The organism is Streptomyces sp. SYSU D01066-1 (assembly GCF_054956795.1).
The window spans coordinates 17,142-37,316 of the sequence record NZ_JBUDHV010000028.1; the positions used below are offsets into that span (position 1 = coordinate 17,142).

The following is a 20,175-nucleotide window of genomic DNA, read 5'->3' on the forward strand; positions in this document are numbered from 1 at the left end:
CGTGTCCGGGGACAGTGCCGCTTCGGCGCCCGGAACGTCCGGGGCCCGCGCCGGGCGGCCTGTCGGCCGCAAGCCGGCCGGCTCCCGCTGGGGACGCCTGCTGGAGGGCGGGCTGTTGAACGGCGGCGTGCAGGGCAGCCCCGTGCTCCGCCTCGTCATGCGCTGGGTGCGGCGGCCGTTGCTGCCCGTGATGCGGTTGTGGCGGCGCAACATCCAGCTCAAGGTCGTCGTCACCACCCTGCTGATGTCGCTGGGTGTCGTCCTGCTGCTCGGTTTCGTGGTCATCGGGCAGGTCCGCAACGGGCTGCTGGACGCCAAGGTGAAGGCCTCGCAGTCGCAGGCCACCGGCGGGTTCGCGGTGGCCAAGCAGAAGGCCGAGGAGTCGGCGGCCGTGACGGGCGACGACGCCACCTCGGTGGACGGCCGTCCCGCGCAGAACGTCATCCAGTGGATGAGTGACCTGGTGAAGTCGCTCTCCAGTGGTGGCCAGGGCGCCTTCGACGTGGTCACGCTGCCCGTCGGCGGCGAGAGCGGCGGCGGGCGCGGGCCGCGTGCCTCCGGTCTGGTCGACCCGTCGTCCAGCGTGCCGGAGGAACTGCGGGAGCGGGTCGACAGCAGCACGGTCGCGGCGCAGAGCTACACCCGCATCGTCTACAACTCCGCCCAGGACTCCCAGCCGGCACTGGTGATCGGCAAGCGGGTCAACGACCCGAACGGCCAGCCGTACCAGCTGTACTACCTCTTCCCGCTCACCCAGGAGGAGAAGTCGCTGAGTCTGGTGAAGGGCACCTTGGCGACGGCGGGGCTGTTCGTCGTCGTGCTGCTCGGGGCGATCGCCTGGCTGGTCGTGCGGCAGGTCGTGACGCCCGTACGGATGGCGGCGAGCATCGCCGAGCGGCTGTCCACCGGGAAGCTGCAGGAACGGATGAAGGTCACCGGCGAGGACGACATCGCACGGCTCGGCGAGGCCTTCAACAAGATGGCGCAGAACCTCCAGTTGAAGATCAACCAGCTGGAGGACCTGTCGCGGATGCAGCGGCGGTTCGTGTCGGACGTGTCGCACGAACTGCGGACGCCGCTGACGACCGTGCGGATGGCGGCCGATGTCATCCATGACGCGCGCGCGGACTTCGATCCGGTGACCGCGCGGTCGGCGGAGCTGCTCGCCGACCAGCTGGACCGGTTCGAGACGCTGCTCGCGGACCTGTTGGAGATCAGCCGGTTCGACGCGGGCGCGGCGGCGCTGGAGGCGGAGCCGATCGACCTCAGGGAGGTCGTGCGGCGGGTGGTCAGCGGAGCCGAGCCGCTCGCGGAGCGCAAGGGGACGCGCCTGCGGGTGGTCGGTGACCAGCAGCCCGTCGTCGCCGAGGCCGACAGCCGGCGGGTGGAGCGGGTGCTGCGCAACCTCGTGGTCAACGCTGTCGAACACGGTGACGGCAAGGACGTCGTCGTCAAGCTCGCCGCGGCGGGCGGGGCCGTGGCGGTGGCGGTGCGCGACTACGGCGTGGGGCTCAAGCCCGGTGAGGCGACCCGGGTCTTCAGCCGCTTCTGGCGGGCCGACCCGGCACGCGCGCGTACCACCGGCGGTACGGGACTGGGGCTGTCCATCGCCCTGGAGGACGCGCGGCTGCACGGCGGCTGGCTCCAGGCGTGGGGCGAGCCGGGCGGCGGGTCGCAGTTCCGGCTGACCCTGCCCAGGACCGCCGACGAGCCGCTGCGGGGCTCGCCGATCCCGCTGGAGCCCAGCGACTCCCGGCGCAACCGGGGACCCGACGACGCGGGACCGCCGTCCGCCGCGGACCGGGTGGTCACCGGGCCGGTCCAGGCGGTGGCCCCGTGCCGGGACGCGATCCCGCCCCGGCCGGGCGCGGCGGTTCCCACGGCCGATCCGACGGCGCTGCCCGGCAGCGGCGCGCGGGTGGTGCCCCGGCACGTGCCGGAGGCCCGGAACCAGGAGGGCCGCGCCGGTCTGCCGGAGGTGAGCCGTACGGTCACCGGGTCCGAGGACTCGAACAGGCAAGGGGAGGGGACTCGTGGGCGCTGACCGTGAGGCGGCCCGGCGGACGGCGCCGGCCCGCGCGGCGGTGTACGCCGCCTGTGGCGCCGTACTGCTGGCGGGGTGCGCGTCGATGCCCGACAGCGGAGACCTGCGGGACGTGGCGTCGACGCCGCGGCAGGACACCCAGGTGCGGGTCTTCGCGATGCCGCCGGCGAAGGACGCCTCGGCCACGGACATCGTGCAGGGTTTCCTGGAGGCGCTGACCAGTGACGACCCGGACTACGAGACGGCGCGGAAGTACCTGACCGGCAAGGCCGCCAAGAGCTGGCGGCCGAAGCGGTCCACGACGGTGCTCGCGGACGGGCCGGGCACCGTGGTCGACCCCGCGGGGAGCCGCGAGGAGGGCAACGACTACTCGGTCACCCTCACCGGCACCAGGGTCGCCACCGTGGACGCGCAGCAGTCGTACGCTCCCGCCGAGGGCGACTACCGGCAGCCGGTGCACCTCACGCGGGACACCGGGACGGGGCAGTGGCGCATCGACGCGCCGCCTTCCGGTGTCGTCATGGGCAAGTCGGACTTCCAGCGCAACTACATGTCCGTCAACAAGTACTACTTCGCCTCGGACGGCGGGGCGGAGGACGCCGCCGCAGGCGCGGCGCGGGCCACGGCCGTCGCCGATCCCGTCTACGTGCGGCGGCGCGTGGAACCCCTGGCGCAGGCCGTGCGTTCTCTCCTCGACGGGCCGACGAGTTCGCTCGGATCCGCCGTCCGGTCGAGCTTCCCCGACGATTCGGACCTGGCGAAGGACGTCACCGCGCTGACCCCCGACGAACACAGCAAGCTGACGGTGCCGCTGAACGGCAAGGCCGCCCGGGCCGGTGCCGAGGAGTGCGCCGAGATGGCCACGCAGCTGCTGTTCACGCTGCAGGGCCTGACACCGGCGGTGGACGAGGTCGAACTGCGCTCCGGCGAGAAGAAGTTGTGCTCGCTCACCGATGACCGGGCCGAAGCGGTCGCGGCCCGCGGTTCGGCCGAGCACCCGGACTACCTGTACTTCGTCGACGACGAGCAGCGTCTGGTACGGCTGCCGTCCGGGGGCAACGCCACGGTGGCCGAGCCCGTCCCGGGGGCGCTGGGCGAGGGCGGTACGGCCCTGCGGTCGGTGGCGGTGTCGCGCGACGAGCACACGGCGGCCGGGGTCGGGGCCGACGCCAGGTCGCTGTATGTCGGATCGCTGGTGCCGGGCGGTTCGCTCGGGGAGCCCGTGCTGGTCAGCCAGGGGGCGGCGGAGGACGAGCGGCTGGCGCCGCCGAGCTGGGACGCGCGGGGCGACCTGTGGGTCGCCGACCGGAACCCGGACGATCCGCGGCTCCTGGTGCTGGAGAAGGGCTCGGAGGAGCCGGCGGAGGTACGCGTCTCGGGACTGGACGGGCGGGTCCAGGCGGTGCGGGTGGCCGCCGACGGGGTGCGGATCGCGCTGGTCGTGGAGAAGGACGGCGACCGGTCGCTGTTCATCGGGCGGATCGAGCGGGGGGCGGAGGCCGGCGACCCGCCGACGGTACGGGAACTGCGGTCGGCGACCCCCGAGTTGGAGGAGGTCACGGCCATGTCCTGGGCCGGCGACAGCCGCCTCGTGGTGGTCGGGCGTGAACGTGGGGGCGTCCAGCAGATCGGGTACGTCCAGGTCGACGGCTCCGCGCCGGAGACATCGGCGCCGGCCGCGCTCACCGGGGTGGAGGACATCGCCGCGTCCGAGGACGACCGGGTTCCGCTGGTCGCGTACTCGGAGGACGGGATCGTCCGGCTGCCGTCCGGGATGCAGTGGCAGAAGGTCACGAAGGGGACGGCGCCGGTCTATCCGGGGTGAGTCCGGGGAGTCCGGAGGGTTTGGAGGGTCCGGGGAGTCCGGGGTGAGCCCGGGTGAAGGCGGTCGGCGGTCGGTGGGCGGTCGGTCGGCGGTCGGTGGGCGGTTGTTCGGGGGCGGGGGAGCCGGCCTGCGGTGTTGTCGCTGGTGGCTGGAGTCGTCCACAGGCCGGCAGACGCGGCGGCCGCGGTTTTCCACAGGGCTGGCAGGGCTGTGCGGCGGGCGGCACAGTGGGGGACATGCGGGGCTGGTGGCAGGACCTCACCGACCTGGTACTGCCGACCGAGTGCGCAGGGTGCGGCAGGCCGCGCACGGTGCTGTGCGGCGAGTGCCGTGCCGTGCTCGGCGGGGGCGCGCCGCGCCGGGTGCGGCCGGTGCCGGAGCCGCCCGGACTGCCGGTGGTGCACGCGGTGGCGGCGTACGCCGACGAGGTGCGGGCGGTGCTGCTGGCTCACAAGGAGAGAGGAGCGCTGGCCCTGGCGGGGCCGCTCGGCGCGGCCCTGGCGGGCGCGGTGCGGGCGGGACTGTGCCGGGCGCGGGAGGACGGCCCCGCCCCGCGGGGCGGGGCCGACCGGGCGGCCCGGCCGGCCCCGCCGGGCTGCTCGGACCGGTTGTCCCGGCCGGCCCCGCGGGTGCGGGCTGACGCGAGCGTGAGCGCGCAGTGGCCGAGGACGGAGGCGTCGCGGACGTGGGACGCCCGGGGCGGGACACGGCCGGTGCTGCTGGTCCCCGTGCCGTCCGCGCGCCGGGCGGTGCGGGCGCGGGGGCACGATCCGACGCGGCGCATCGCGCTGGCGGCGGCGGGTGAGCTGCGCCGGACGGGAACACCGGCCCGGGTGGCGGCCGTACTGCGGCAGCGGCGTGCCGTGGCCGACCAGTCGGGGCTCGGCTCCCGGCAGCGGGCGGACAACCTCGCCGGGGCGCTGGCCGTGGTTCCCGGTGCCGCCCGGCTGCTGTGCGACGGCGGGCCGGTCGTGCTCGTCGACGACCTGGTGACCACGGGGGCGTCCCTCGCCGAGGCGGCACGTGCCGTGCGGTCGGCGGCAGGGGTGGCTGAGCGGGAAGCGGGGACCCGTCCGTACAGAACGGTGACGCCGTCCGTGTATCCCGGAGCGGTGCGGGAAGGCAGAGGGGAACGGAGAAGCGGAGTGACGGAAGTGAGGGCGGACGCGGTGCCCGCGGGGCCGGGAACGACGGGCGGAAAGCGAGACGGTGACACCGTCCGTGGCGTGATCCAAGCGGCTGTGATCGCGGCTCCGCCGGAGTCCTTTGAAATAAACCGGAACTGACTGAGGACGTTCGTCGTTGCAGGTGATAAGGGAATGAATTCGCTTGAACGGAGGTAGGGAGCTGTAGAGGGTGACGGCATCCGTCCGGGCGAGATATGTTCGGTCGTGAGGGAAAGCCGCAGGCCACACCTCTCTTGCCCGAATACCGAGTCGCGGGCCCATTCGGAAATCACCCGCATCGGTGGAGTGGAGATCTCGCCCTTGGGGGAGGAGGTGGGCGTCACCGAAGTCCGAGGTTCCGGGCCCACCGGAATCTGGTGCGAAAAGGAGAGCTCCGCGAGCTGAGCGGAGTGATCCGGGAACGGAGTTCTGCGTGGACATCGTCGTCAAGGGCCGCAAGACCGAGGTGCCCGAGCGGTTCCGGAAGCACGTGGCCGACAAGCTGAACCTGGAGAAGATCCAGAAGCTCGATGGCAAGGTGATCAGCCTCGACGTCGAGGTGTCCAAGGAGCCCAACCCCCGACAGGCCGACCGCTGCGACCGAGTGGAGATCACGCTCCGCTCCCGCGGTCCGGTGATCCGGGCGGAGGCAGCGGCGAGCGATCCGTACGCGGCGCTCGACCTGGCGGCGGAGAAGCTCGGGGCCCGGCTGCGCAAGCAGCACGACAAGCGTTTCTCGCGGCGCGGCCCGCGCCGTATCTCGGCCGCCGAGGTCCCCGACCACATCCCGGGCGTGGCGACGCTCAACGGAAACGGCGGCGTCGACGAACAGGACCAGGACGGCGTACCCACCAAGAAGATCGGTTCGCTGGAGGTCCAGGGCGACGGGCCGCTCGTCGTGCGCGAGAAGACCCACGTGGCCGCCCCGATGAGCCTTGACCAGGCGCTCTACGAGATGGAGCTGGTCGGGCACGACTTCTATCTCTTCGTCGACTCCGAGACCAAGGAGCCCAGTGTCGTCTACCGGCGGCACGCGTACGACTACGGCGTGATCCACCTGAGGACCGACACGATGGTCACCCAGACGCCCTCGCCCGAGGCGGGCGGGGCGCTCGGCGGCTGACCTCATCGGCGCGCGGCACGGCCGGTGCCCCCGGAGCGCGTGTGCGCCCCCAGGGGCACCGGTGTGCGACCCCGTTCGCGCCCTGCGCCGTCGTCTCGAAGTCGGCCGGGCATGAAATCATGGCCGCAACGGCCCAACCGGTGGGCCGTTGCCTTGGGTTGGCGCTGGCCCGGGTTTCATGGCCACAGCCTTCAGGGGGAGGAACGATGGCGGACAGCTTCGGACCGATGCGGGACGGGGATGCCGGCGACGGCGTCGTCGGCATGGGCCCGGAGGCGGGCACTCCACGCAAGGAGCCGATCAGGGTCCTGGTCGTGGACGATCACGCCCTGTTCCGCCGCGGTCTGGAGATCGTGCTCGCCGCCGAGGAGGACATCCAGGTCGTCGGGGAGGCGGGTGACGGCGCCGAGGCCGTCGAGAAGGCCGCCGACCTGCTTCCGGACATCGTGCTGATGGACGTGCGGATGCCCAGGCGGGGCGGTATCGAGGCGTGTACCTCCATCAAGGAGGTGGCCCCCAGTGCGAAGATCATCATGCTGACGATCAGCGACGAGGAGGCCGACCTCTACGACGCGATCAAGGCGGGCGCCACCGGTTACCTCCTCAAGGAGATCTCGACCGACGAGGTGGCCACCGCCATCCGCGCGGTCGCCGACGGGCAGTCGCAGATCAGCCCCTCCATGGCGTCGAAACTGCTCACCGAGTTCAAATCGATGATCCAGCGCACCGACGAACGCCGGCTGGTGCCCGCGCCGCGGCTCACCGACCGGGAACTGGAAGTCCTCAAGCTCGTCGCCACCGGGATGAACAACCGTGACATCGCCAAGGAGCTGTTCATCTCCGAGAACACCGTGAAGAACCATGTGCGCAACATCCTGGAGAAGCTGCAACTGCACTCCCGGATGGAAGCGGTGGTCTACGCGATGCGGGAGAAGATCCTCGAGATCCGCTGACCGGCGGTCCTTTTTTGACGGGGTCCGACGGACCCGACGGGGCCCGGCGGAGCCCGACGGGTGTCCGGCGGGCGCTTCCGGTGGGGCCGGCGGCCTCGGTTCAGGCCAGGAGACGGGCCAGTTCCCCGGTGAGCGGCTCGCGCAGTTCCGGCGCGGCCACCCTTTCCACCCGCACGTCCGTGCAGTCCACCCAGCCCGCCGCCTCCACCAGGGCCTGAGCCACCGCCGGGACCGCCTTGCGGCCGTCCAGCGTGACCTGCTTGGCCACCAGCGTGCGGCCCTCGCGGGCCGGGTCCACCCGGCCGACCAGCCGGCCGCCGGCCAGGACGGGCATCGCGTAGTAGCCGTGCACCCGCTTCTGCCGGGGGACGTACGCCTCCAGGCGGTGGGTGAAGCCGAAGATCCGCTCGGTGCGGGCCCGCTCCCAGACCAGGGAGTCGAAGGGGGACAGCAGTGTCGTGCGGTGACGGCCGCGCGGCGGTGTCCGAAGGGCCTCGGGGTCGGCCCAGGCCGGCCTGGACCAGCCCGCCACCGTGACCGGCACCAGACCCGAGTCGGCGATCACCGCGTCGACCTGCTCGGCCTTGAGACGGTGGTAGTCCGCGAGGTCCGCGCGGGTGCCGACGCCCAGGGACCGCCCGGCCAGGCGGACCAGGCGGCGCAGGCACTCGGTGTCGTCCAGCCGGTCGTGCAGCAGTTCCTCCGGGACGGCGCGCTCGGCCAGGTCGTAGACCCGCTTCCAGCCGCGGCGCTCGACGCAGACCACTTCGCCGTACATCAGCGCGCGTTCGACGGCGACCTTCTCGCCCGACCAGTCCCACCACTCGCTGGTCCGCTTGGCGCCGCCCAGCTCCGTGGCGGTCAGCGGGCCCTCGGCGCGGAGCTGCTTGATCACCTGGTCGTAGGCGCCGGCGGGCAGGTCGTGGTTCCAGTGCGGGCGGGCCCGGTAGGCGCGGCGGCGGAACGCGAAGTGCGGCCACTCCTCGATGGGCAGCACACAGGCGGCGTGCGACCAGTACTCGAAGGCGTGGGCGCCCGTCCAGTAGGCGTCCTCGACCGCCTGGCGGCCCACCGCGCCCAGGCGGGCGTACGGCACGAGCTCGTGGGAGCGGGCGAGGACCGAGATGGTGTCGAGCTGGATCGCGCCCAGATGACGGAGGACACCGCGGACACCGGCACGGCGGTCGGGGGCGCCGAGGAAGCCCTGGGCCCGCAGGGCGATGCGGCGGGCCTCGTCCGCCGACAGGTCCGTGACAGCGCGCGGGAAGGTCGTCATACGTCCGCACGATAAGGGGTGGCACTGACAGCGGGGGCGGCCCCGCGCGACAGGTCCTACGGCCGGGCGGGTATGTAGGGGGCCGTCGACGGCAGGCCCAGGTCGGACGGGAGCAGGGAGCCGATCCAGCAGTCACGGCGCACGCCCTTGTTGTCGATCGCCGAGCGCAGCGTGCCCTCCATGGTGAACCCGGCGCGCGCGGCCACCGCGCGGGAGCCCGCGTTGCCCACCTCGGCCCGCCACTCCACGCGGTCGACCGAGCGCCGGGTGAAGGCCCAGCGGGAGACGGCGCGGACGGCCTCGGTGACGTAGCCGTTGCCCCGGTGTTCCTCGGCGCCCCAGAAACCGATCTCGGCCGCGCCCGGGGAGAGCGCGGTGAGGCCGACCACGGCGGCCAGGTCCCCGGCGGGCAGGAAGGCGCCGAAGGTGAACATCGTGGCGTTCGCCCAGCCGGCCGGGACCAGCCGCTCGGTGAAGACACGCGCGTGTTCCCGCAGATAAGGGGAGGGGACCGCGGTCCAGCGCTGGATGTCGGGGTCCTGACAGGCGGCGAGGACGGCGTCGGTGTCCCGGGGGCCGACCGTGCGCAGCAGGAGCCGTTCGGTGGTGAGCGTATGGGGTTCCATCGGCCGATTCTGCGCGCGGTGCGCGCGGGGCGCCATCACTTCGCCGTGCGTGCGCGGACGGTCACGTTTCGCGCAAATCGTCGGCGTCGCGCGGCACCATCGGCCGGGCCCGCACGTTGTCATGGGTGAGAGCGGATCGGAGCGGGACCGGAGCGGGGCCGAGGCGGTGCGCGGCGGCGGGCGGTAGTCGTCGTGGCAGGCCTCCCGGCGTGACGGTGTCCTCGCTTACGATGGCCGTTGCTCACTCACGCCCAATGGAAAACGACCGTCCCAGGCCCGACCGGCAAGGAGACCAACCCCCGTGTCCGTCCTCTCGAAGATCATGCGTGCAGGCGAAGGCAAGATCCTGCGCAAGCTGCACCGCATCGCGGACCAGGTCAACTCCATCGAAGAGGACTTCGTCGACCTCTCCGACGCCGAGCTGCGGGCCCTCACCGATGAGTACAAGCAGCGCTACGCCGACGGTGAGAGCCTGGACGACCTGCTGCCCGAGGCCTTCGCCACCGTCCGCGAGGCCGCCAAGCGCGTCCTCGGCCAGCGCCACTACGACGTGCAGCTGATGGGCGGCGCCGCCCTGCACATGGGCTACGTCGCCGAGATGAAGACCGGTGAGGGCAAGACCCTCGTCGGCACCCTGCCCGCGTACCTGAACGCGCTGTCCGGCGACGGCGTCCACATCGTCACGGTCAACGACTACCTGGCCGAGCGCGACTCCGAGATGATGGGCCGCGTCCACAAGTTCCTCGGCCTCGAGGTCGGCTGCATCCTCGCCAACATGACGCCGGCCCAGCGCCGCGAGATGTACGGCTGCGACATCACGTACGGCACGAACAACGAGTTCGGCTTCGACTACCTGCGCGACAACATGGCGTGGTCCAAGGACGAGCTCGTCCAGCGCGGCCACAACTTCGCCATCGTCGACGAGGTCGACTCCATCCTCGTCGACGAGGCCCGCACGCCGCTGATCATCTCCGGCCCGGCCGACCAGGCCACCAAGTGGTACGGAGACTTCGCCAAGCTGGTCACCCGCCTCAAGCGCGGTGAGGCCGGCAACCCGCTCAAGGGCATCGAGGAGACCGGCGACTACGAGGTCGACGAGAAGAAGCGCACGGTCGCCATCCACGAGTCCGGCGTCTCCAAGGTCGAGGACTGGCTGGGCATCGACAACCTCTACGAGTCGGTCAACACCCCGCTCGTCGGCTATCTGAACAACGCCATCAAGGCGAAGGAACTGTTCAAGAAGGACAAGGACTACGTCGTCATCGACGGCGAGGTCATGATCGTCGACGAGCACACCGGCCGTATCCTCGCCGGCCGCCGCTACAACGAGGGCATGCACCAGGCGATCGAGGCGAAGGAGGGGGTGGACATCAAGGACGAGAACCAGACCCTCGCCACGATCACCCTGCAGAACTTCTTCCGCCTCTACGACAAGCTCTCCGGCATGACCGGTACGGCGATGACCGAGGCCGCCGAGTTCCACCAGATCTACAAGCTCGGCGTGGTCCCGATCCCGACCAACAAGCCGATGATCCGCAAGGACCAGTCCGACCTGATCTACCGCACCGAGGTCGCCAAGTTCGAGGCGGTCGTCGACGACATCGCCGAGAAGCACGAGAAGGGCCAGCCGATCCTGGTCGGCACCACCTCGGTCGAGAAGTCCGAGTACCTCTCGCAGCAGCTCTCCAAGCGCGGCATCCAGCACGAGGTGCTCAACGCCAAGCAGCACGACCGGGAGGCGACGATCGTCGCCCAGGCCGGCCGCAAGGGTGCCGTGACGGTCGCCACCAACATGGCCGGCCGCGGTACGGACATCAAGCTCGGCGGCAACCCCGAGGACCTCGCCGAGGCGGAGCTGCGCCAGCGCGGCCTCGACCCCGAGGAGCACATCGAGGAGTGGGCCGCGGCCCTGCCCGCCGCCCTGGAGCGCGCCGAGCAGGCCGTCAAGGCCGAGAAGGAAGAGGTCGAGCGGCTCGGCGGACTGTACGTGCTCGGTACCGAGCGGCACGAGTCGCGGCGTATCGACAACCAGCTGCGCGGTCGCTCCGGCCGCCAGGGCGACCCCGGCGAGTCCCGGTTCTACCTCTCCCTCGGCGACGACCTGATGCGCCTGTTCAAGGCCCAGATGGTCGAGCGCGTGATGTCCATGGCGAACGTGCCGGACGACGTGCCGATCGAGAACAAGATGGTCACGCGCGCGATCGCGTCCGCCCAGTCGCAGGTCGAGCAGCAGAACTTCGAGACCCGCAAGAACGTCCTGAAGTACGACGAGGTCCTCAACCGGCAGCGCGAGGTCATCTACGGCGAGCGGCGCCGCGTCCTGGAGGGCGAGGACCTCCGGGAGCAGATCCAGCACTTCATGCACGACACGATCGAGGCCTACGTGCGGGCCGAGACCGCCGAGGGCTTCCCGGAGGACTGGGACCTGGACCGGCTGTGGGGCGCCTTCAAGCAGCTCTACCCGGTGAAGGTCACCATCGAGGAGCTGGAGGAGGCGGCCGGCGACCGGGCCGGGCTGACCGCCGAGTACATCGAGGAGTCCATCAAGGACGACATCAGCGAGCAGTACGAGGCGCGGGAGAAGCAGCTCGGCTCCGAGATCATGCGGGAGCTGGAGCGCCGGGTCGTGCTGTCGGTCCTGGACCGCAAGTGGCGTGAGCACCTCTACGAGATGGACTACCTCCAGGAGGGCATCGGCCTGCGCGCCATGGCGCAGAAGGACCCGCTGGTCGAGTACCAGCGCGAGGGCTTCGACATGTTCACCGCGATGATGGACGGCATCAAGGAGGAGTCCGTCGGCTACCTGTTCAACCTGGAGGTCCAGGTCGAGCAGCAGGTCGAGGAGGTCCCCGTCGAGGACGAGAAGCCGTCCCTGGAGAAGGGTCCGCAGGACACGGTGCCGGCCCAGGCGGGTGCCTCGCGGCCCGAGATCCGCGCCAAGGGGCTCGACGCCCCGCAGCGGCGCAACCTCCACCTGTCCGCGCCGACCGTGGACGGCGAGGGCGGTGTCGTCGAGCGGGAGGAGCGCGCCGACGAGGAGCCGGCCCGCTCCGAGAGCGACGGCCTCACCCGCGCGGAGCGCCGCAAGCAGGCGAAGGGCGGGCGGCGCCGCAAGAAGTGACGGCGGTGTCCGCGGCGGTCCGGCCGCCGCGGGCCGCCGCGGGGCGGAGGGCCGGGTCACCCGAGGGCGCCCGGCCCTCCGGGCGTTCACCCCGGTCAGCCTGTTCGCCTCGGTCAGCCCGGTCAGTCCGGTCAGTCCGGTCAGTCCGGTCACCCCGGTCAGCGGAGGGCCTCGCGGGGCGGGCGGGGGCCGCCCAGTTCCACGGCGGTGCAGCGCCAGCGCAGGTCCGGTCCGCGCTCCAGGCGGAAGGCCATCGCCCGGAGCTGGTCGCCCGCGCCGATGCGGGCGAAGACCTCCACGGCCCCGGGACGCGGTTCGAACCAGCCGATGTCCCGTACGACGGGCCGGGTGCCACGGGTGCGCAGGGGGCCGCGCTCGGCGAGCCGGGCCAGCTCGTCGTAGGCCTGGCCGACGGTGTGCCGGAGCATGGAGTGGACCGGGCTGCGCCCGCTGAGCACCGCGAGGAGCCGCTCCGCGAAGAGATCGGCGGGGCGGGGCTGCGGGACGCCCGCCACGGCCCTCGTCCCCGCCCGGCCTGCCGGGGCGGCTGCCGGGGCGGGGAGGCTCTCCTGACGGCCGCCGGCGGCCCGCCGGTCCAAGGTGGCCGGGCGTACGGGCCGTTTCCGGACCGGGGCGGTCACGCGGCCGGTGGCCGGGGAGTCGCCGGGGGAGCCCGGCGGACGGGTGTCCTGGGGGCGGGTGCGGTGCTGGACGGGCCTCGGGGAGGAGCCCGGTGGCCACTCCTCGGGCACGGCGGTCCGGGCGGCGGCCGTTCCGGGGCCGCGGGGCGGAGCGCCGGCGGGGCGGCGGGAGTCGCGGCGGCCGGGCGGGCGGGAGCCGGGACGGCCGGGCGGGCGGGAGCCGGGGTGGTGGTGCTGCGCCCTGTTCGTGGCCCTGCTCATGACCTTGTTCATGGGATCCCCGTTCGGCGGCCCGTGACATACCGGGCGGTAACTTGCTGTCGCGGATCTTGTACGGGGTGCGGCGGCCCGCTGGCAAGGGGGTGCGGACGCGGCGGAGAGGGGCGTGGAGTTCACCTATCAGGGTGACCGAGCCGGCGTCGGTCCCGGAACGGCAAGGGCGTACCGGGTGAATCCCCGGCCCCAAGTGGACGCCTCCGGCGACTCGGCGGGGAACTCGATGGGGGACCCCCGGCGCGTATCCTGATGACTCCTCCGCCCCGGACCGATCCCCGAACCGACCCCACACCGCCCCTCGCACCACCCCCGCACCCGCCCCCCCCGCACCGACTCGAACCGGTCCCCGATCCGGACCGTCCCCGACCCGACCCGATCCGACCCACACGAAAGCGGCCAGCCATGCGCGTCTACGTCCCCCTGACCCTCCCCGGTCTCGCCGAGGCGCACCGGTCGGGGCACCTGGGGAGCGGGCCGTTCACCGCCTACGCCGTCACGCCCGCGCTGCGCGAGTGGTACCTCTCGGACGACATCGAGGAACTGGAGTACGCCGCCCTCAACCGGGCCGCCCTGGCCTCCCTGCGGCTGCTGGCCGGGGACGCCGCGGCCCCCCGGCGCCGGGTCGTGGTCGCCGTCGACGTGCCCGACGGCACCGCGGCGGCCGACCCCGGCCGGGGACCGGACCCGGCCGCGCTCGGCGAGGTCCGGGTCGCCGGGAGCGTGCCGCTCGGCAAGGCGGCGGCGGTGCACGTCGACTCCGCCGACGCGGAGGCGGACGTGAGCGCCGCGGCCGACGCGCTCGCGGCGGCGGACGGCGGGGACGACGACGCCCAGTTCGTGGTGGACGGGGCCGAGGACCACGAACTGCTGTGGTACGCGACGCAGGAGATCCCGAACCTCGTGGGGCTCGCCGGCTGACCGCCCGCGGCTCCACCGCCGGGGCGACCGGGGTGGTCACGCACGGTGACCCCTGATTGTCAGTGGCGGCGGGTACGTTTGCGGGCATGGGGATGCGAACGCGGACAGGGGCGCACATCGTCTGGGACTGGAACGGCACGCTGTTCCACGACAACGACGCGATCATCGGGGCGACGAACGCGGCCTTCGCCGAGCTGGGCCTGGAGCCCATCACGCTGGAGCGGTACCGGGCGTTGTACTGCGTACCGGTGCCCAAGTTCTACGAGCGGCTGATGGGGAGGCTGCCCACCGACGCCGAGTGGCGGGTCATGGACGAGGCCTTCCACCGCCACTACACCGCGCACCGGGTGCGGTGCGGGCTCGCCGACGGGGCGACGGAGCTGCTCGCGCAGTGGCGGTCGGCGGGGCACAGCCAGTCGATCCTCAGCCTGTACGGCCATGAGGAACTGGTCCCGATGGTGCGCGGATTCGGGATCGAGACGCACTTCATACGGGTCGACGGACGGACCGGCCCCTCCGGCGGCGGCAAGGCCGAGCACATGGTGCGGCACCTGGCGGCGCTGGCCGGGGTGGAGCCCGCCCGGACGGTCGTCATCGGGGACGCCGTCGACGACGCGACCGCCGCGCGCCACGCGGGGGCGCGGGCGGTGCTGTACACCGGCGGCTCGCACAGCCGGGCGAGCCTGGAGCAGGCCGGTGTGCCCGTGGTGGACACGCTGGCGGAGGCGGTCGAGGAGGCCGGGCGGCTGGCGGCGTGAGCGGCGCGGGGGACCCGCACAGCCCCCGCGCGCCCGCCACTGTGCGGACCGGTGAAGTTCCGCCCCCGTTTTTGTACACCTGCGGCTCATGACGGGTTCCAGGGAAGGAGCGATAGCCTTATGGCGTGATCAGCGCGATAGCTCGCGGGGGCCTCTGTGTCCCTGCCCTGCGCCCGGAGAGCACGGACCACATCCGTGACCGGGTGGCGGTCGCTGGTCCTCGCGGGCGGGACGGGGCGTCGAGGAGCCCCGAGGCGCCGTGTGTTCCCCGGACGGTGCCACCGGCGAGAGCGGTGTCACACCCGGCGGACGCGTCGGACATGGCTGATATGCCCCCGCTCCTCTCACCTTGCGGCATAGCGTCGGAACAGAACGGACACCCCGCGTCTGGGCGTTGCGTCGGGAGGCGGGAGACCGTACTTCCTTCTACGTCACGCAACGGCGCGCGACAGGAGCCAGAGGACAATGCAGACCAAGCTGGACGAAGCAAAGACCGAGTTGCTCGACAGGGCCGCACGGGTAGCTGAGAACAGCCCGGTCGGGGGATACCTACCGACCGGGCCGACGGACAAGGGCTCCCCGGACACCCTGGACCGTGAATCCGTGTTCGCGTTCCTCCAGCGCTACTACCGGCACACCGCCCCGGAGGACCTGGGCGACCGGGAACCGGTCGACGTCTTCGGAGCGGCCGTCTCGCACCACCGGCTGGCCGAGAACCGTCCGCAGGGCACGGCCAACGTCCGGGTGCACACCCCGACGGTCGAGGAGAACCGCTGGACGTGCAGTCACACCGTGGTCGAGGTGGTCACGGACGACATGCCCTTCCTGGTGGACTCCGTCACCAACGAACTGACGCGGCAGGGACGCGGCATCCACGTCGTCGTCCACCCGCAGTTCGTGGTGCGGCGCGACGTCACCGGCAAGCTCGTCGAGGTGCTCACCACCCCGCCCGGCAAGGACCTGCCGCACGACGCGCACGTCGAGTCCTGGATCCACGTCGAGATCGACCGCGAGACCGACCGCGCCGACCTGAAGCAGATCACCGCCGATCTGCTGCGGGTCCTGTCCGACGTCCGCGAGGCCGTCGAGGACTGGGGCAAGATGCGCGAGGCGGCCGTCCGCCTCGCCGAGGACCTGCCCGCCGAGCCCGCCCCCGACGACCTCGACCCGCAGGAGCTGGAGGAGGCCCGCGAGCTGCTGCGCTGGCTGGCCGACGACCACTTCACCTTCCTCGGCTACCGCGAGTACCAGCTGCGCGGCGACGACTCCCTCGCCGCCGTCCCCGGCTCCGGCCTCGGCATCCTGCGCGCCGACCCGCACCACGAGTCGGGCGAGGACCACCCGGTCAGCCCGTCCTTCGAGCGGCTGCCCGCCGACGCCCGGGCCAAGGCCCGCGAGCACAGGCTGCTGGTGCTGACCAAGGCCAACAGCCGGGCCACCGTGCACCGGCCCTCCTACCTGGACTACGTCGGGGTCAAGAAGTTCGACGCCGAGGGCAATGTCGTCGGGGAGCGCCGCTTCCTCGGCCTGTTCTCCTCCGCCGCCTACACCGAGTCCGTCCGCCGGGTGCCGGTCATCCGGCGCAAGGTGCGGGAGGTGCTGGAGCGGGCCGGGTTCTCGTCCAACAGCCACGACGGCCGCGACCTGCTCCAGATCCTGGAGACGTACCCGCGCGACGAGCTGTTCCAGACGCCGGTGGGCGAACTGCAGGCCATCGCGACCTCCGTGCTCTACCTCCAGGAGCGCCGCCGGCTGCGGCTCTACCTCCGCCAGGACGAGTACGGGCGCTACTACTCCGCCCTCGTCTACCTCCCCCGCGACCGCTACACCACCGGCGTCCGGCTGCGGATCATCGACATCCTCAAGGAGGAACTCGGCGGCACCAGCGTCGACTTCACCGCCTGGAACACCGAGTCGATCCTCTCCCGGCTGCACTTCGTCGTCCGCGTCCCGCAGGGCACCGAGCTGCCCCAGCTGTCCGACGCCGACAAGGACCGCATCGAGGCCCGCCTGGTGGAGGCCGCCCGCTCCTGGGCGGACGGGTTCGCCGAGGCGCTCACCGCGGAGTTCGGCGAGGAGCGCTCCGCCGAGCTGCTGCGCCGCTACGGCAGCGCCTTCCCCGAGGGCTACAAGGCCGACCACGGCCCGCGCTCGGCCGTCGCCGACCTCGCCCACCTCGAAGCGCTGGACGAGGAGCGCACCTTCGCGCTGAGCCTGTACGAGCCGGTCGGCGCCGCGCCCGAGGAACGCCGGTTCAAGATCTACCAGAAGGGCGGCTCGGTCTCCCTCTCCGCCGTCCTGCCGGTGCTCAGCCGGCTCGGCGTCGAGGTCACCGACGAACGCCCCTACGAGCTGCGCTGCGCCGACCGCACCACCACCGCCTGGATCTACGACTTCGGGCTGCGCATGCCGAAGGCGGTGGCCGGCGGCGCCGACTACCTCGGCGACGACGCCCGTGAGCGCTTCCAGGACGCGTTCGCCGCGGCCTGGAACGGCAAGGCGGAGAACGACGGCTTCAACGCCCTGGTACTCAGTGCCGGGCTGACCTGGCGGCAGGCGATGGTGCTGCGCGCGTACGCCAAGTACCTGCGCCAGGCCGGTTCGACGTTCAGCCAGGACTACATGGAGGACACCCTCCGCAACAACGTCCACACCACCCGGCTGCTCGTCTCGCTGTTCGAGGCGCGGATGTCGCCCGACCGGCAGCGCGCCGGGCACGAGATCGTCGACGCCCTCCTCGAAGAGCTGGAGGCCGCCCTCGACCAGGTGGCCAGCCTCGACGAGGACCGCATCCTGCGGGCCTTCCTCACCGTCATCAAGGCGACGCTGCGCACCAACTTCTTCCAGCGCACGCAAGCGGGCCTGCCGCACGACTACGTCTCCATGAAGTTCGACCCGCAGGCCATCCCCGACCTCCCCGCGCCCCGGCCGGCGTTCGAGATCTGGGTGTACTCGCCGCGCGTCGAGGGCGTGCACCTGCGGTTCGGCAAGGTCGCCCGCGGCGGCCTGCGCTGGTCGGACCGCAGGGAGGACTTCCGCACCGAGATCCTCGGCCTGGTCAAGGCGCAGATGGTGAAGAACACCGTCATCGTGCCGGTCGGCGCCAAGGGCGGCTTCGTCGCCAAGCAGCTGCCCGACCCCGGCGTGGACCGGGACGCGTGGATGGCGGAAGGCATCGCCAGCTACAAGTGCTTCATCTCCGCCCTGCTGGACATCACCGACAACATGGTGGCCGGCGAGGTCGTCCCGCCCGCCGACGTGGTCCGGCACGACGGGGACGACACCTACCTGGTCGTCGCCGCCGACAAGGGCACCGCCACCTTCTCCGACATCGCCAACGAGGTCGCCGAGTCCTACGACTTCTGGCTCGGCGACGCCTTCGCCTCCGGCGGCTCGGCCGGCTACGACCACAAGGGCATGGGCATCACCGCCCGGGGTGCCTGGGAGTCCGTGAAGCGGCACTTCCGGGAGCTGGGCACCGACACCCAGAGCGAGGACTTCACGGTCGTCGGCATCGGCGACATGTCCGGCGACGTGTTCGGCAACGGCATGCTGCTCAGCGAGCACATCCGCCTGGTCGCCGCCTTCGACCACCGGCACATCTTCATCGACCCCGAGCCCGACGCGGCCGTCTCCTACGCCGAGCGCCGCCGCCTCTTCGAGCTGCCGCGCTCCTCCTGGGCGGACTACGACAAGGAGCTGCTGTCGGCGGGCGGTGGGATCTTCCCGCGTACGGCCAAGTCGATCCCGGTCAACGCGCACATCCGGCAGGCCCTGGGCATCGAGGGCAAGGTCTCCAAGATGACCCCGGCCGACCTGATGAAGGCGATCCTCCAGGCACCGGTCGACCTGCTGTGGAACGGCGGCATCGGTACGTACGTCAAGGCGTCCACCGAGTCCAACGCCGACGTCGGCGACAAGGCCAACGACGCCATCCGCGTCGACGGCAGGGACCTGCGCGTCCAGGTCGTCGGCGAGGGCGGCAACCTGGGCCTGACCCAGCTGGGCCGGATCGAGTTCGCCGCCAAGGGCGGCCGGGTCAACACCGACGCCATCGACAACAGCGCGGGCGTGGACACCTCCGACCACGAGGTGAACATCAAGATCCTGCTCAACGGTCTGGTCGCGGACGGCGACATGACGGTGAAGCAGCGCAACAAGGTGCTCGCCGGGATGACCGACGAGGTCGGCCGGCTGGTGCTGCGCAACAACTACGCCCAGAACACGGCGATCGCCAACGCGCTGGCCCAGTCCAAGGACATGCTCCACGCGCAGCAGCGGTTCATGAAGCACCTGGTGCGCGCGGGCCACCTGGACCGGGCGCTGGAGTTCCTGCCCACCGACCGCCAGATCCGCGAGCGGCTCAGCAACGGGCGCGGGCTGACCGGCCCGGAGACGGCCGTGCTGCTGGCGTACACGAAGATCACGGTCGCCGAGGAGCTGCTGCACACCTCGCTGCCCGACGACCCGTACCTGAGGACGCTGCTGCACGCGTACTTCCCGACCGCGCTGCGCGAGCAGTTCGCCGACCGGATCGACCGCCACCCGCTGCGCCGCGAGATCACCACGACCGTGCTGGTCAACGACACGGTCAACACGGGCGGTACGACGTATCTGCACCGGCTGCGCGAGGAGACGGGCGCCTCGCTGGAGGAGATCGTGCGGGCGCAGACCGCGGCCCGCGCCATCTTCCGCTCGTACTCGGTGTGGGACGCGGTGGAGGGCCTGGACAACACGGTCGACGCCGGCGTCCTGACCCGGATGCGGCTGCACTCGCGCCGCCTGGTCGAGCGCGGCACGCGCTGGCTGCTGAACAACCGGCCGCAGCCGCTCCAGCTCGCCGAGACGGTCGACTTCTTCGCCGAGCGGGTCGAGCAGGTCTGGGCGCAGCTGCCGAAGCTGCTGCGCGGCGCGGACGCCGAGTGGTATCAGCGCATCCACGACGAGCTGACCGGCGCGGGCGTCCCGGAGGAGGTGGCGACCCGGGTGGCCGGGTTCTCCTCGGCCTTCCCGACGCTGGACATCGTCTCGGTGGCCGACCGCACCGGCAAGGAACCGCTGGACGTCGCCGAGGTGTACTACGACCTCGCCGACCGGCTGGGCATCGCCCAGCTGATGGACCGCATCAGCGAGCTGCCGCGCGCGGACCGCTGGCAGTCCATGGCCCGTGCGTCGATCCGCGAGGACCTGTACGCGGCGCACGCCGCGCTCACCGCCGACGTGCTGGCGGCGGGCAACGGCACGTCGACGCCGGAGCAGCGGTTCGAGGTGTGGGAGCGGAAGAACGCGGCGATCCTCGGGCGGGCGCGGGCCACGCTGGAGGAGATCCGGAGTTCGGACGCGTTCGATCTGGCCAATCTGTCGGTGGCGATGCGGACGATGCGGACGCTGCTGCGCACGCATTCGTGACCGGCGACCCTCAGCTGACCGGACATTCGGAACATCCCG

At 72.0% G+C, this 20,175-nt stretch carries 12 protein-coding genes; 9 read left to right on the forward strand and 3 right to left on the reverse strand.

Features of this window, described 5'->3' with window-relative positions; genetic code table 11:
- The first annotated feature begins 1 nt into the window (after position 1).
- From mtrB to ACY1JF_RS23000, 5 genes are all read left to right on the forward strand, one after another.
- Positions 2-2,044: an MtrAB system histidine kinase MtrB gene (gene mtrB / locus ACY1JF_RS22980; protein WP_462707093.1), complete on the forward strand. Its 2,043-nt coding sequence runs from the start codon at positions 2-4 to the stop codon at positions 2,042-2,044.
- On the forward strand, positions 2,034-3,869 hold the full coding sequence (locus ACY1JF_RS22985) for an LpqB family beta-propeller domain-containing protein (protein ID WP_462707094.1): 1,836 nt from the start codon (positions 2,034-2,036) through the stop codon (positions 3,867-3,869). The genes mtrB and ACY1JF_RS22985 overlap by 11 nt, the downstream gene beginning before the upstream one ends.
- Positions 3,870-4,105: 236 nt before the next feature.
- The gene (locus ACY1JF_RS22990; RefSeq protein ID WP_462707095.1) at positions 4,106-5,155 is read left to right on the forward strand and encodes a ComF family protein; all 1,050 of its coding nucleotides are present in this window, start codon (positions 4,106-4,108) and stop codon (positions 5,153-5,155) included.
- Between the two features lie 313 nt (positions 5,156-5,468).
- Positions 5,469-6,158 carry a ribosome hibernation-promoting factor, HPF/YfiA family gene (gene hpf, locus ACY1JF_RS22995; protein ID WP_462707096.1) on the forward strand — a complete coding sequence of 230 codons (690 nt, stop codon included), beginning with the start codon at positions 5,469-5,471 and terminating at the stop codon, positions 6,156-6,158.
- 206 nt (positions 6,159-6,364) lie between these two features.
- Positions 6,365-7,111 carry a response regulator gene (locus ACY1JF_RS23000; protein ID WP_462707097.1) on the forward strand — a complete coding sequence of 249 codons (747 nt, stop codon included), beginning with the start codon at positions 6,365-6,367 and terminating at the stop codon, positions 7,109-7,111.
- A gap of 100 nt (positions 7,112-7,211) precedes the next feature.
- On the opposite strand, the gene ACY1JF_RS23005 is transcribed toward ACY1JF_RS23000, so the two are convergent.
- Both ACY1JF_RS23005 and ACY1JF_RS23010 read right to left on the reverse strand, forming a co-directional pair.
- On the reverse strand, positions 7,212-8,387 hold the full coding sequence (locus ACY1JF_RS23005; protein WP_462707098.1) for a winged helix-turn-helix domain-containing protein: 1,176 nt from the start codon (positions 8,385-8,387) through the stop codon (positions 7,212-7,214).
- A gap of 56 nt (positions 8,388-8,443) precedes the next feature.
- Positions 8,444-9,013, reverse strand: coding sequence for a GNAT family N-acetyltransferase (locus tag ACY1JF_RS23010; RefSeq protein ID WP_462707099.1), 570 nt, complete (start codon positions 9,011-9,013; stop codon positions 8,444-8,446).
- 301 nt (positions 9,014-9,314) lie between these two features.
- On the opposite strand from ACY1JF_RS23010, the gene secA reads away from it, so the two are divergent.
- Positions 9,315-12,134 carry a preprotein translocase subunit SecA gene (gene secA / locus ACY1JF_RS23015; RefSeq protein WP_462707100.1) on the forward strand — a complete coding sequence of 940 codons (2,820 nt, stop codon included), beginning with the start codon at positions 9,315-9,317 and terminating at the stop codon, positions 12,132-12,134.
- A gap of 158 nt (positions 12,135-12,292) precedes the next feature.
- On the opposite strand, the gene ACY1JF_RS23020 is transcribed toward secA, so the two are convergent.
- The gene (locus ACY1JF_RS23020) at positions 12,293-13,048 is read right to left on the reverse strand and encodes an Rv3235 family protein (protein WP_462707101.1); all 756 of its coding nucleotides are present in this window, start codon (positions 13,046-13,048) and stop codon (positions 12,293-12,295) included.
- A gap of 405 nt (positions 13,049-13,453) precedes the next feature.
- On the opposite strand from ACY1JF_RS23020, the gene ACY1JF_RS23025 reads away from it, so the two are divergent.
- From ACY1JF_RS23025 to ACY1JF_RS23035, 3 genes are all read left to right on the forward strand, one after another.
- On the forward strand, positions 13,454-13,969 hold the full coding sequence (locus tag ACY1JF_RS23025; protein WP_215172386.1) for a DUF6912 family protein: 516 nt from the start codon (positions 13,454-13,456) through the stop codon (positions 13,967-13,969).
- A 92-nt stretch (positions 13,970-14,061) separates the two neighbouring features.
- Complete coding sequence (locus ACY1JF_RS23030; RefSeq protein WP_462707138.1) at positions 14,062-14,727, forward strand: HAD family hydrolase; 666 nt, start codon at positions 14,062-14,064, stop codon at positions 14,725-14,727.
- A gap of 465 nt (positions 14,728-15,192) precedes the next feature.
- Complete coding sequence (locus tag ACY1JF_RS23035) at positions 15,193-20,136, forward strand: NAD-glutamate dehydrogenase (RefSeq protein ID WP_462707102.1); 4,944 nt, start codon at positions 15,193-15,195, stop codon at positions 20,134-20,136.
- Positions 20,137-20,175 lie beyond the last annotated feature (39 nt).

Excerpts from the sequence above, each read along its gene's own strand:
- ACY1JF_RS23020 (WP_462707101.1), bottom strand. The coding sequence starts at position 13,048 with ATGAACAAGGTCATGAGCAGGGCCACGAACAGGGCGCAGCACCACCAC.
- ACY1JF_RS23035 (WP_462707102.1), top strand. The coding sequence starts at position 15,193 with ATGCAGACCAAGCTGGACGAAGCAAAGACCGAGTTGCTCGACAGGGCC.
- ACY1JF_RS23005 (WP_462707098.1), bottom strand. The coding sequence starts at position 8,387 with ATGACGACCTTCCCGCGCGCTGTCACGGACCTGTCGGCGGACGAGGCC.
- ACY1JF_RS22990 (WP_462707095.1), top strand. The coding sequence starts at position 4,106 with ATGCGGGGCTGGTGGCAGGACCTCACCGACCTGGTACTGCCGACCGAG.
- ACY1JF_RS23000 (WP_462707097.1), top strand. The coding sequence starts at position 6,365 with ATGGCGGACAGCTTCGGACCGATGCGGGACGGGGATGCCGGCGACGGC.
- ACY1JF_RS23030 (WP_462707138.1), top strand. The coding sequence starts at position 14,062 with ATGCGAACGCGGACAGGGGCGCACATCGTCTGGGACTGGAACGGCACG.
- ACY1JF_RS23025 (WP_215172386.1), top strand. The coding sequence starts at position 13,454 with ATGCGCGTCTACGTCCCCCTGACCCTCCCCGGTCTCGCCGAGGCGCAC.
- ACY1JF_RS23010 (WP_462707099.1), bottom strand. The coding sequence starts at position 9,013 with ATGGAACCCCATACGCTCACCACCGAACGGCTCCTGCTGCGCACGGTC.